The sequence below is a fragment of the Streptomyces sp. NPDC002564 genome (assembly GCF_042889645.1).
Taxonomy (GTDB): domain Bacteria; phylum Actinomycetota; class Actinomycetes; order Streptomycetales; family Streptomycetaceae; genus Streptomyces.
This window is the reverse complement of record NZ_JBIARE010000018.1, coordinates 1-12,547: the sequence shown is the minus strand read 5'-3', so window position 1 is coordinate 12,547 and position 12,547 is coordinate 1. Positions and strand designations below refer to the sequence as shown.

General features: G+C 74.0%; 8 protein-coding genes. 7 read left to right on the top strand and 1 reads right to left on the bottom strand.

Features of this window, described 5'->3' with window-relative positions; translation table 11 throughout:
• Positions 1–13 precede the first annotated feature (13 nt).
• Positions 14–1,069: an Rv2578c family radical SAM protein gene (locus tag ACFYXE_RS36365; protein ID WP_389320247.1), complete on the bottom strand. Its 1,056-nt coding sequence runs from the start codon at positions 1,067–1,069 to the stop codon at positions 14–16.
• A 138-nt stretch (positions 1,070–1,207) separates the two neighbouring features.
• Between ACFYXE_RS36365 and ACFYXE_RS36360 the strand changes: the two genes are divergently transcribed.
• The 7 genes from ACFYXE_RS36360 to ACFYXE_RS36330 all read left to right on the top strand — a co-directional run bounded on the left by ACFYXE_RS36360 (position 1,208) and on the right by ACFYXE_RS36330 (position 12,416).
• Positions 1,208–2,455, top strand: coding sequence for an SLC13 family permease (locus ACFYXE_RS36360; protein WP_389320244.1), 1,248 nt, complete (start codon positions 1,208–1,210; stop codon positions 2,453–2,455).
• A gap of 96 nt (positions 2,456–2,551) precedes the next feature.
• The gene (locus ACFYXE_RS36355) at positions 2,552–2,998 is read left to right on the top strand and encodes an SRPBCC family protein (protein ID WP_389320241.1); all 447 of its coding nucleotides are present in this window, start codon (positions 2,552–2,554) and stop codon (positions 2,996–2,998) included.
• A 364-nt stretch (positions 2,999–3,362) separates the two neighbouring features.
• On the top strand, positions 3,363–5,837 hold the full coding sequence (locus ACFYXE_RS36350; RefSeq protein ID WP_389320238.1) for an MFS transporter: 2,475 nt from the start codon (positions 3,363–3,365) through the stop codon (positions 5,835–5,837).
• A gap of 142 nt (positions 5,838–5,979) precedes the next feature.
• Positions 5,980–8,469, top strand: coding sequence for a SpoIIE family protein phosphatase (locus ACFYXE_RS36345; RefSeq protein ID WP_389320235.1), 2,490 nt, complete (start codon positions 5,980–5,982; stop codon positions 8,467–8,469).
• A 192-nt stretch (positions 8,470–8,661) separates the two neighbouring features.
• The gene (locus tag ACFYXE_RS36340) at positions 8,662–9,387 is read left to right on the top strand and encodes a class I SAM-dependent methyltransferase (RefSeq protein ID WP_389320232.1); all 726 of its coding nucleotides are present in this window, start codon (positions 8,662–8,664) and stop codon (positions 9,385–9,387) included.
• Between the two features lie 323 nt (positions 9,388–9,710).
• Positions 9,711–11,186, top strand: a complete 1,476-nt coding sequence (locus tag ACFYXE_RS36335) for a rhamnulokinase family protein (protein WP_389320375.1) — start codon at positions 9,711–9,713, stop codon at positions 11,184–11,186.
• 255 nt (positions 11,187–11,441) lie between these two features.
• Positions 11,442–12,416, top strand: coding sequence for a methyltransferase (locus tag ACFYXE_RS36330; RefSeq protein ID WP_389320372.1), 975 nt, complete (start codon positions 11,442–11,444; stop codon positions 12,414–12,416).
• The last annotated feature ends 131 nt before the right edge of the window (positions 12,417–12,547 follow it).

The following is a 12,547-nucleotide window of genomic DNA, read 5'->3' as shown; positions in this document are numbered from 1 at the left end:
GCCGCTCAGCCGCTCAGAGCAGGGTCAGCTGGGTGGGCCCCTCGGCGGGCGCGGTGTGCGCGGCCCCGGGGCCGTCCGGCTCGGGCGGCCGGATCCGTCGCGCGGCCGCCGCCCGCGTGGGCCCGATGCCGAACTCCTCGGCCAGCTCGTGCACGTGACGGGTGATCCGGCGCTGGTACCACTTCGGGGCGTAGGCCCCTTCGGCGTAGAGCCGCTCGTACCGCCGCACCAGATGCGGGTGGTGCCGCGCGACCCACGTCATGAACCACTCGCGCGCGCCGGGCCGCAGATGCAGCACCAGCGGGGTCACCGAGGTCGCGCCGGACGCCGCGACGGCCCGCACCGTGGCCCGCAGCTGGTCGGGGTGGTCGCCCAGGAAGGGGATGACGGGGGCCATCAGGACCCCGCAGCCGATGCCGTGGCCGGTCAGCGTGCGGACGACGTCCAGGCGCCGCTCCGGCGCGGGCGTGCCCGGCTCGACGGTGCGCCACAGCTCCTGGTCGGTGAAGCCCACGGAGACGGATATGCCGACGTCCGTCACTGCGGCGGCCTGGCGCAGCAGGTCGAGGTCGCGCAGGATCAGCGTGCCCTTCGTCAGGATCGAGAAGGGGTTCGCGCGCTCGCGCAGCGCCTCGATGATGCCCGGCATCAGGCGGTAGCGGCCCTCCGCGCGCTGGTAGCAGTCCACGTTCGTGCCCATGGCGATGTGGTCGCCGTGCCAGCGCGGCGAGGCGAGCTGGCGGCGCAGCAGTTCGGCGGCGTTGACCTTGACGACGATCTGGCTGTCGAAGCCGAGGCCGGTGTCCAGGTCCAGATAGCTGTGCGTCTTGCGCGCGAAGCAGTAGACGCACGCGTGCGTGCAGCCCCGGTAGGGGTTCACGGTCCATTCGAACGGCATGCGGGACGCGCCCGGCACCCGGTTCACGATCGACCTGGCCCGCACCTCGTGAAAGGTGATCCCGGCGAATTCCGGGGTGTCGAAGGTTCGCGTGGTGACCGCGTCCGCGCCGAACAGCGCGGCGTCCGCGGTGCCCCGGCGCGGTCCGTCGGAGAGGTTCTCCCAGCGCATGACGCCTCCTCGGTAGCACTGACCACAGAATAGAACATACGTTCCCTTGATCGTGCGAACCCGTTTCGCACCCGGACGGCGGCGGCCAGGGCCGGGACCCCGTTCGGCCCCGGCCGCCGCGGGATGGATGATCGGAACATGCTCGTCGAGTCCCTCTCCGTCGCCGCCCTGGGTGTGGTGCTGGTCTGTGCCGTCATCCGCCCCTTCCGCTGGCCCGAGGCCGCCTTCGCCGTGCCGGCCGCCGGCGTGGTGATCCTGGCCGGGGCGATCCCGCTCGACGACGTACGGGACGAGGCGGAGCGGCTCGGACCCGTGATCGGCTTCCTGGCCGCCGTCCTCGTGCTCGCCAAGCTCTGCGCCGACGAGGGCCTCTTCCGTGCCTGCGGCAGCTGGATGGCGCGCCGGGCCGCGGGCCGCCCCCGGCGGCTGCTCGGCGCCGTCTTCGGCCTCGCCTCGGTGATCACCGCGGCGCTCAGCCTGGACGCCACCGTGGTCCTGCTGACCCCGGTCGTCTTCGCCACCGCCGCCCGCATGGGCGCCCGGCCCGCGCCGCACGTCTACGCCAGCGCCCACCTGTCCAACACCGCGTCCCTCCTGCTGCCCGTCTCGAACCTCACGAACCTGCTGGCCTTCACCGCGGCCGGGCTGAGCTTCACGCGCTTCGCGCTGCTCATGACGCTGCCCTGGCTGGTGGCCATCGCCGTCGAGTACGTGGTCTTCCGGCGCTTCTTCGCCGCCGATCTCGACGCGCCCGCCGAGGGGAGCGAGGCCGCCGAGGCGCCGCGGATGCCGCTGTTCGCCCTCGTCACCGTCGCCGCCACGCTCGCCGGCTTCGCCGTGGCCTCCACCCTCGGCATCGATCCGGCCTGGGCGGCCGCGGCCGGGGCGGGCGTCCTCGCCGTACGGGACCTGCTGCGCCGCCGGACGACCCCGGTGGCCATCCTGCGCTCGGCCCAGCTGCCCTTCCTCGCCTTCGTCCTCGCGCTCGGCATCGTCGTCAGGGCCGTCGTCGACAACGGCCTCGGCGACGCCCTCGGCCGGGTCCTGCCGGACGGCACGAGCCTGCCCGCGCTGCTCGGCACCGCCGCCGTCGCCGCGCTGCTCGCCAACCTGATCAACAACCTGCCCGCCGTGCTCGCCCTGGTCCCGCTGGCCGCCCCGGCCGGTCCCGGGGCCGTCCTCGCCGTGCTGATCGGCGTGAACATCGGACCGAACCTCACCTACGCGGGATCCCTCGCGACCCTGCTGTGGCGGCGCATCGCCCACCAGCACGAACACGAGGTGGACCTAGGCCGGTTCACCCGGCTCGGGCTGCTCACCACCCCCGCCGCCCTGGTCCTCTCCACCCTCGCCCTGTGGGTCTCGCTGCGGCTCCTGCCCGGCTGACCACCGCCCCGTGCGGGGACCCGATTTGGGGGCCCGGTGTGCCGGGTGGTTGGCTTTCCGTGAAGCCCCCGAGAAACAAGTGCTGGAGGAAGTGCAATGGCGCAGGTCGAGGCGACCGCGGAGCGGATCATCACGGCACAGCCGGACGACGTCTTCGACGCGCTGGCCGACTACAACGGCACGCGAGAGAAGCTCCTTTCGGAGCACTTCAGCGAATACGAGGTGCGCGAGGGCGGCGACGGCGAGGGCACCCTCGTCCACTGGAAGCTGCAGGCCACCAGCAAGCGGATCCGCGACTGCCTCCTCGAGGTCAGCGAGCCCACGGACGGCGAGCTGGTCGAGAAGGACCGCAACTCCTCCATGGTCACGACCTGGCGGGTGACCCCGGCGGGCGAGGGCGCCTCCCGGGTCGTCGTCACCACCGTGTGGAACGGCGCGGGCGGCATCGGCGGCTTCTTCGAGAAGACCTTCGCGCCCAAGGGCCTCGGCCGCATCTACGACAGCGTGCTCGGCAACCTCGCCGCCGAGGTCGAGAAGAAGTAGTCCCGCGGTACCGGGCGGGGGGGGGGGGGGGGGCGGGCCCCCCCCCCCCCCCCCCCCCCCCCCCCCCCCCCCCCCCCCCCCCCCCCCCCCCCCCGCGGCGGGGGGGGGGGGGGCCGGGGGGGGGGGCCCGGGGGGGGGGGGGCGCCCCCCCCCCCCCGCCCGCCCAACTCCCTTGTAGCCCATCAGGGTTGTTCCCACGCTCACCGTTTCGAGTGGTTTTCCGTCCGGCTCCGTTGTACGCCGTAGGGCTCCGACCGGCGCTTACGCCCGTGAGGCCCCGTGCGGGGCCGACTCGTCGCGCTTGCTCGTAGTTGTCGCGTAATGCGAGAAATGGGCGGCGCAGGCGCGACGACGGGAGCAGTACGTGGGCGGGACGACGCTGGTGAAGGTCGCCGGGCAGGACGAGCAGAGCGAGCGGGACGGACGGCCGGCCACGGTCGCCGACGCCCCGCCGGCGCCGGGAGGCCGCGGGCCGGGCGGGGCGCCGCCCCCGCCGCCCGACCCCGCCGCGCACGGGCTCAGCCCCAGCCGGGTGCGGATGGTCTTCGTCGGGCTCATGCTCGCGCTGCTGCTCGCCGCCCTGGAGCAGATGATCGTCGCCACCGCGCTCCCGAAGATCGTCGGAGAGCTGCACGGCCTCGACAAGATGTCCTGGGCGATCACCGCGTACCTGCTGACCTCCACCATCGGGCTGCCCATCTACGGCAAGCTCGGCGACCTCTTCGGCCGCAAGGGCGTCTTCCAGTTCGCCATCGTCATCTTCATCATCGGCTCGGCGCTCGCCGGCTGGTCACGGACGATGGACCAGCTCATCGCCTTCCGCGCCATCCAGGGAGTCGGCGCGGGCGGCCTGATGATCGGCGTACAGGCCATCATCGCGGACATCGTGCCGCCCCGGCAGCGCGGCCGCTACATGGGCCTGATCGGCGCCGCGTTCGGCCTCGCCTCGGTCGCCGGACCGCTGCTCGGCGGCTTCTTCACCGACCACGCCTCCTGGCGCTGGTGCTTCTACTTCAACGTGCCCTTCGGCCTGGTCACCCTCGTCGTCGTCTCACTCGTCCTGAAGCTGCCCAGGCCCACCGCCAAGGCCCGCATCGACGTGCTCGGCGCGCTGCTGCTCGCCGCGGCCTCCACCTGCCTGGTCCTGCTGACCAGTTGGGGCGGCACCGAGTACGCGTGGGGCGACCGGGTCATCATCGGACTCGGTGCCGGGGCCGTCGTGGCCGGCGTCCTCTTCCTGGTCGCCGAGAAGTACGCGGCAGAACCGATCATCCCGCTGCGGCTCTTCCGCGACCCGGTCTTCAACATCACCAGCCTGATCGGCATGGTCGTCGGCGTCGCCCTCTTCGGAGCGGCCAGTTACCTGCCGACCTTCCTGCAGATGGTCGACGGCGCCAGCGCCACCGAGTCCGGCCTGCTCATGCTGCCGATGATGGGCGGCATCGTCGGCGCCTCGATCATCTCCGGCCAGCTCATCAGCCACACCGGCCGCTACAAGATCTACCCGATCGTCGGCGGGGTGCTCTCCGTCGTCGGCATGTGGCTGCTGTCCCGGCTCGAGGTCGACACCTCCCGGCTGGAGTACAGCGTCTGGATGGCCGTGCTCGGCGCGGGCATCGGCCTGGTCATGCCGGTCCTCGTGCTCGCCGTGCAGAACGCGGTGCGCCCCGCCGACCTCGGCACCGCCACCAGCGCGAACAACTACTTCCGGCAGATCGGCGGCAGCGTCGGCGCCGCGATCTTCGGCACGCTCTTCGCCGACCGGCTCGCCGACGCGCTCACGGACCGGCTGCCCACCGGGCCGGGCCCCGGCCTGCCCGACGCCGAGTCCATCACCCCGCAGCTGGTCCACGCGCTGCCCGCGCCGCTGCGCGAGGGCTACATCCAGGCCTACGCCGACGCGATGCCGCGGATCTTCCTCTATCTGGTGCCGGTGCTCGTCCTCGGCATGCTGCTCGCCTTCTTCCTCAAGGAGACCCCCCTGTTGTCCAGTGCCGCTTCCCAGAACACCGCCGTCCCCGCCCCCGCGCCCGCCGCCGACCCCGTGACCGTCCCCCAGGCCCGTACGACGGCGTACGCCGCCGGGGTCCCCGTCTGCGGCACCGTGCAGCACCCCGACGGCACCGTCGTGCCCCGCGCGGCCCTCACCCTCATCGACGTCGCCGGGCAGCAGATCGGGCGCGGCGCGAGCGGCGACGACGGACGGTACGCCCTGGCCACCCCCGGCACCGGCTCGTTCGTGCTGATCGCGGCGGCGGGCGGGCACCAGCCGCAGGCCGTCACCGTCACCGTCGGCGAGCGGCCCGTCGAGCTCGACGTGGTCCTCGGCGGGGCGGGCCGCCTCGCCGGCACGGTCGTCACCGCCGACGGCATGCCCGTCAGGGACGCCGCCGTCACCCTCACCGACGTCCGGGGCGAGGTCGTCGCCACCACCCGCAGCGGGCGCGAGGGCAGTTACGTCATCACGGAGCTCGTGGCCGGCGAGTACACCCTCGCGGCGAGCGCCCCCGCGTTCCGCCCCGCCGCGCTGCCGGTCAGCGTCCAGGCCTCCCGCGAGACCCGCCAGGACGTGGAGCTCGCGGGCGGCGCCGTGCTGCGGGGGACCGTGCGGGCCAGCGGCGGGCGGACCGTGGAGGACGCACGCGTGACGCTGCTGGACGCCGCGGGCAACGTCGTGGACACCCTCACCACCGGCGCCGACGGCACGTTCCGCTTCGTCGACCTGTCCTCCGGCGAGTACACCGTGATCGCCGCCGGCTACCCGCCGGTCGCCACCGTGCTCCAGGTCGCGGGCGGCGGCCGCACCGAGCGGGACCTCCAGCTCGGCCACGAGGACTGACCGCCGCGGACGGAGGGGGGCGTGCGCCGGTGGCCCGGCGCCCGGGCCAATTCCCGCATTGCCCCGCACGGCAACCTGCCACGGCCGTACGGTGGTTGGTGGCGGCTCAGATCTTGCGCCGCCGCGGGAAGGAGCATGAGCCATGGAACGAGGCACTCCGGGCGAGCCGGTGACGCAGAGTGCCGCGTCCGGCCGCATTCCCCTGGCCGTGGTCGTCGTGGACGGCGCCGGCCTCGTCTCGCACTGGAGCGTCGGCGCGCGCCGCCTCTTCGGGTGCGCCAAGGAGGAGGCCGTCGGCCGCCCCGTCGGCGACCTGCTCCCGGTGCACGGCGCGATACCCGAGGACCGCGAACCCTACGGGGCGTACGGGACCTACGGGGCCGTCGACGGTCTGGGCCCCGACCTGGAGACCTCCCTCGACGGACGCATCTCCTACCCGGCCACCGGCCGGGCCCGGCTGACCGAGCCGGGCGCGGGCCCCGACGGCGGCCGCACCCGGCTCGACGTGCTCTGGTGGGCCTATCCGCTCGTCGGGCCCGGACCCGAGCGGCTCCTCGTGCTCGCCGCCGACGCCGGGCGGCTGGCCGCGGCCGACGAGGCGCGCAGCGAGCCGGGCGAACCGGGCGGGCGTGCGGCGCAGGTCGAGCGGATCGCGCCCGGCTTCGCCCTGCACACCGACTTCCCGGGCGCGGACGAGCTCGCCGCCCGGCTCCCCGAGATCCTGCCGAGCATGAGCGTCGGCGAGAGCGCCCGCATCGTCGCCCAGATCCTCGAACTGGGCTATCCCGTCCTGGAGTTCAGCCACCAGGACCGGGTGCCCGTCACGCCGGACTGGGGCGTGGCCCGCCGCGTCGAGCGCAAGGAGCGCAAGCAGCGCGCCGCCCGCGCCGCGGCCCACGGGCTGCCCGCGCCGGAGGCCCTGCACGGAGAGGGCGACGAGGGCGAGGACATCGAGTACACCGCGGTGCGCGAGCGCCTGGAGTTCCTCAACGAGGTCAGCGGGCGCATCGGCTCCTCGCTCGACCTGTCGCGGACGATCCTGGAGGTGAGCCGCGCGGTCGTGCCCCGCTTCACCGATGTGGCCGGCACCTATCTGCGCGAACAGGTCGTCGCGGGCGAGGGCTTCCCCGAGGGCCCGCCGGACGAGACCACCCTGTGGCACCGGGTCGCCGTGGAGCACACCGACGAGCCGGGCCGCTGGGACGACGTCGTGCCGGTCGGCGAGTCCATGCCCTTCCCCGCCCACACGCCGTTCTTCCAGTGCATGACGTCCGGCGATCCGGTCCTCGTGCCCCGCATCACCGAGGAGATGGGCAACGCCATCGCCTCCCAGTTCGAGAAGCGGGACATCCGCCCGCTGATCAACCACCGTTCGATGCTCGTCGTCCCGCTGAAGGCGCGCAATGTGGTGCTCGGCTTCATGATCCTGCTCCGCCACCGGGAGCGGCCGGTCTTCAACGACATGGACCGCGTCACCGGCGCCGAACTGGCCGCCCGCGCCGGGCTCGTGCTCGACAACGCCCGCATGTACACGTACCAGGAGAGCGTCGCCGACACCCTCCAGGACAGCATGCTGCCGCACATCCAGCCCCGGATGTCCGGCTGCGACATCGCCACCCGCTATCTGCCCGGCACCCTCCTCGGCCGGGTCGGCGGCGACTGGTTCGACTCGGTGAAGCTGCCCGGGTCGCGGACCGCGCTCGTCGTCGGGGACGTCATGGGCCACGGCCTGAACTCGGCGGCGATGATGGGCCAGTTGCGCACGGCCGTGCAGACCATGGCCGCCCTCGACCTGCCGCCCGAACAGCTCCTGCGCAACCTCGACGACCTCGCGCAGCGACTCGGCGAGCACTACCTGGCGACCTGCCTGTACGCGGTCTACGACCCGATCGCGGGCGTCCTGCACCTCGCCAACGCCGGTCATATCCCGCCCGTCCTGGTCCGCGCCGACGACGGCCGCAGCGAACTCCTCGACCTGCCCACCGGGGCGCCCATCGGCGTCGGCGGCGTGCCCTTCGAGTCGGTCCTGATCCCGGTGGCGCCCGGCGACCGGCTGCTGATGTGCACCGACGGCCTCGTCGAGGTCCGCGGCGAGGACATAGGCGTCGGTCTCGCCACCCTGACCGAGTCCGCCGCGCACCCCGCCGCCTCCATGGACGACGCCTGCGACACGATCATCAGGGCGCTCAACACGCGGGGCGGCCGCAAGGACGACGTGGCGCTCCTGATGGCCCGCCTCAACGGCATCGCCCCCGAGGACGTCGCCCTCTGGCGGCTCGCCGTCGACCCCAGCGAGGTGAGCCGGGCCCGCGAGCTGGTGGCCGCCCGGCTGCGGTCCTGGTCCCTCGAACCCCTGGTGGACGCCGCCGAGTTGCTCGTCAGTGAGCTCGTGACGAATGTCGTGCGGCACTCCCGCAGCAGCCGGATCGACCTGCGCCTGGTCCGCTCCGGGGTGCTGGCGTGCGAGGTCGAGGACGACGACCAGACGCTGCCGACGCTGCTGAGCGCGGGCCCCGCCGACGAGTTCGGGCGCGGTCTGCGGGTGGTGAGCGCGCTGGCGAAGGAGTGGGGCACGAGCCGGACGCGTACGGGCAAGACCGTCTGGTTCGAACTACCCCTGCCCCGGCGATAGTTCACCGGACGGATCGCCGGACAGGCCTGCGACGACGGCCGCGGCGCCCGGCCTCGTGGTGCGCGCCCGGCGGGCGGGGGCACAAGGGGCCGTGCGGGATCGGGCGCGCGCCTTGTCTGCGGGCGCCGGGCGCGATACACCGATCTTGCCGCCGGCTTCGGCGGCTCTCGTCGCACCCCGGGGAGCACGGACATGAGCGTCACGAGTCGGTACAGGGAGGCATGGGAGGGGTTCTGGCGGGCCGCCCCGGAGGAGCAGGGGGCCGTCTTCTGGGACGCCGAGCCCGCCCGTACGGCGGCCCGCCACCTCGCCCTCTTCGAACCGCACCTGGCCGCGGTCGGCCTGCCCGTCGTCGACCTCGGCTGCGGCAACGGCACGCAGACACGGTTCCTCGCCGACCGCTTCCCGCGGGTCCTCGGCGTCGACCTGTCGGCGGCCGCCGTCGAGCACGCCCGGCGCGCGGACCCGGCGGGGCAGGCCGACTTCCGGCAGTTCGACGCGGTCGAGGGCGGCGAGGCGCGGCAACTGCACGCGGAACTGGGCGACATGAACGTCTACATGCGGGGCGTCCTGCACCAGTGCGAGCCCGCCGACCGGCAGCCGCTGCTCGACACCGTCGCCACCCTGCTCGGCGACCGCGGCCGCGCCTTCGTCGTGGAGCTCTCCGAGGCGGCGCACCCCGTCCTGATGGGCCTGGTGCAGGGGCCGGCGGGCCCGCCGCCGAAGCTGGCCCCGGTCTTCGCGCACGGCCTCACGCCCGCCGGGGTCGACGACGACGCGGTGCCGGGCTACGTGGGCGCGGCCGGACTCGCGGTCGTCGCGCAGGGCGAACTCCCCCTGGCCACCACCGAACACACCCCGGACGGCACGCCCATCGAGTTGCCCTCCCACTGGATGGTGCTGGGGCGCGGCGACTGACGGAGGCCGACCGAGGCCCCGGCGGGTGGCCGGGGCCTCACGGCGTCCGGTGGAAGGGCGGGCAACGGGTTGACAGCGCGGCAGCCGCCTCCTAGCTTCCCTGTTTGAAACGATTCACGGACTCTCTCGTGACGTTTCGCCCGCACCTCCCGGTTCACGCACCTGTGCACGCCGCTTGCCGTCCTTGCCGTCCTTGCTGTCCCTGCCGTTCCTCGACGCCCGCGTCGCCGCCGACCTCAGGAGCTCCGTTGACCGACCGCGAACCGACGTACGACGCACCGGCCTTCGCGGCCGTCGACCTCGGCGCGTCCAGCGGGCGCGTGATGGTCGGGCGGGCGGGCCCCGGGGGTCTCTCGCTCCAGGAGGTGCACCGGTTCCCGAACCGCCCGGTGCGGGTCGGGGCCACGTTGTACTGGGACGTGCTCGCCCTGTACCGGGGCGTGCTGGACGGCTTGCGGGCCGCCGGTGCCGCCACGGGCGGGCGCATCACCTCGGTGGGCGTGGACAGTTGGGCCGTCGACTACGGCCTCCTGGACGCCGACGGCGACCTGCTCGGCAATCCCGTGCACTACCGGGACGCCCGTACGCAGGGGGTGGGGGAGCGGGTCGGCAAGGTGCTGTCCGCCCAGGAGCTGTACGGGTACACCGGGATCCAGGCCCTGCCGTTCAACACCGTCAACCAACTCGTCGTCGCCCGGGGCGGGTCCCGGCTCGCCGCGGCCCGCACGCTCCTGATGATTCCCGACCTGGTCGTCCACTGGCTGACCGGCGGGGCGGCGCGCGGCACCGAGCTGACCAACGCCTCCACCACCCAGCTCGTCGACCCGCGCACCCGCGACTGGTCCCGGCCCGTCGCCGACGCGCTCGGCATCGACCTCGGGCTGTTCCCGCCGCTGCGGCAGCCCGGCGACCATCTCGGCGAACTGGCCCCCGAAGTGCTGGCCGAGACCGGCCTCGCCGGCCCCGTGCGGGTCACCGCGGTCGCCTCGCACGACACGGCGTCCGCGGTGGTCGCCGTCCCGGCCGCCGACCCCGTCGTGGCGTACGTGGCGACCGGCACGTGGTCGCTGGCCGGTCTCGAACTGGACGCGCCGGTCCTGACCGAGGAGAGCAGGCGGGCCGACTTCAGCAACGAACTGGGTGTCGACGGGACGGTCCGCTATCTGCGCAACACCATGGGCCTCTGGCTGCTGCAGGAGTGCCTGCGGGAGTGGGGGTACGGGCCGGGGGGCGGCGGCGCGGGGCCCGGGGCGCTCGACGACCTGCTGCGGGAGGCCGCGCTCGTCGCCCCGCTGCGGGCCGTCGTCGACGCCGGTTCCGCGGAGTTCCTCGCGCCCGGCCGGATGCCGGAGCGGATCGCGGCGGCCTGCCGGCGGGCCGGGCGGCCGGAGCCGCGCGGGCGCGCGGAGACCGTCCGGTGCGTCCTCGACTCGCTGGCGCTCGCGCACCGTGTCGCGCTCGGCGACGCGCAGCGCCTGTCCGGGCGCACCGCCGCCACCGTGCACGTCGTCGGCGGTGGCTCCCGCAATGAACTGCTCTGCCGACTGACGGCCGACGCCTGCGGCCTGCCGGTGGAGGCGGGCCCTGCCGAGGCCGCCGCGCTCGGCAACGTCCTCGTGCAGGCGCGCGCGGCGGGCGTACTCGCCGGAGGCCTGCCGGAGCTGCGTGCGCAGGTGCGCGCGAGCGAGCGGATCCGGCGGTACGAACCCACCGGGGATACGGGGCGTACGGGGGACTGGGCGGCGGCGGAAGCGGTCGTGGGGAGGCGTCCCGTGTCAGCGCCGTGCATCGCGCCGTGAATCGATTCATGCGCATCGATGCCGACCGCCCGGCGGCTCCGGGCGGATCACTTCGCGCGTATCAATGACGGAGGGTACCGCCGCGCCCTCCGCACTTCGAGTTAGGCTGCCCTAACTCGCGTGGTGGCCCGGTCGCCGCCGCGCACCGCTTGGAGCGGAAGGGGAACGACTGTGACGAACGGTGGAACCGCGGGAGCGCAGGGCGCGGCGGACGCCCCGGACCCCCGGCGGCTGGTGCAGCTGGTGTTCGGCAGCATGGCGGCCCAGACCCTGCGCGCGGCCACGCGGCTGAGGGTGGTCGAGCTGATCGGGGACAAGGAACGGTCGGCCGTCGACGTCGCCGCCGAGGCCGGGGCGCACCCGGAGGCGATGAACCGGCTGCTGCGCGCACTGGCGAGCCTGCGGCTGCTGGAGGAGCGCGCGCCGGGGACCTTCGCGGTGACGCCCACCGGCGCGCTGCTCGACCCGGGGCGCCCCCAGTCCGTGGCGTCGCTGGTGAACGCGCTCACCGACCCGACGATGCTGCGCGCCTGGGACCACCTCGACGACGCCGTGCGGACCGGCACCACCACCTTCGACGCGGTGTTCGGCACGGACTTCTTCGGCCACCTGAAGGAACACCCGGCGCTGTCGGCGCAGTTCAACGCGGCGATGAGCCAGAGCACCCGCTCCACCGCCGAAGTCCTGCCGGGCGCCTACGACTTCGGCCGGTTCAGCACGGTCGCCGATATCGGCGGCGGAGACGGCACCCTGCTCTCCGGCATCCTCCGCCGGCACCGGGGCCTGACCGGCATCATCTACGACACGGAGGAGGGCCTCGCCCAGGCACCGGCGACGCTGGAACAGCACGGGCTCACGGACCGCTGCTCGCTGGTGACCGGCGACTTCTTCCGCGCGGCACCCCAGGGCGCCGACCTGTACCTGTTGAAGAGCATCGTGCACGACTGGTCGGACGAGCGGGCGGTGACCCTCCTGAGCCACATCCGCGCGGTGCTCCCCGCCGACGGGCGGGTGCTGATCCTGGAGCACGTGCTGCCTGAGACGGTCGACGCGGGCGACGCGGGATCGGCGTACCTCAGCGACCTGAACATGCTGGTGAACCTGGGCGGGAAGGAGCGCACCCGGGCGGACTTCGACGAGGTCTGCGGCCGGGCCGGTCTCGCCGTCCTCGCCGTGACCCCGGTGGGGGCGCCCAGCCCGTTCAGCGTCATCGAGGCCGGGGCCGTCTGACGCCCGCGCGGGCGGGACTTCCGACACAAGCCCTAGGGGGCGTCTCTCCGATCTTCGTGGGTCCGCGACGCCTGGCACGGCACCTCGCCGCACGGCCGGGCCGCCCTCGTACCACCAGTACGAGGGCGGCC

Excerpts from the sequence above, each read along its gene's own strand:
- ACFYXE_RS36335 (WP_389320375.1), top strand. The coding sequence starts at position 9,711 with ATGGTCGGGCGGGCGGGCCCCGGGGGTCTCTCGCTCCAGGAGGTGCAC.
- ACFYXE_RS36365 (WP_389320247.1), bottom strand. The coding sequence starts at position 1,069 with ATGCGCTGGGAGAACCTCTCCGACGGACCGCGCCGGGGCACCGCGGAC.
- ACFYXE_RS36345 (WP_389320235.1), top strand. The coding sequence starts at position 5,980 with ATGGAACGAGGCACTCCGGGCGAGCCGGTGACGCAGAGTGCCGCGTCC.
- ACFYXE_RS36330 (WP_389320372.1), top strand. The coding sequence starts at position 11,442 with ATGGCGGCCCAGACCCTGCGCGCGGCCACGCGGCTGAGGGTGGTCGAG.
- ACFYXE_RS36340 (WP_389320232.1), top strand. The coding sequence starts at position 8,662 with ATGAGCGTCACGAGTCGGTACAGGGAGGCATGGGAGGGGTTCTGGCGG.
- ACFYXE_RS36355 (WP_389320241.1), top strand. The coding sequence starts at position 2,552 with ATGGCGCAGGTCGAGGCGACCGCGGAGCGGATCATCACGGCACAGCCG.
- ACFYXE_RS36360 (WP_389320244.1), top strand. The coding sequence starts at position 1,208 with ATGCTCGTCGAGTCCCTCTCCGTCGCCGCCCTGGGTGTGGTGCTGGTC.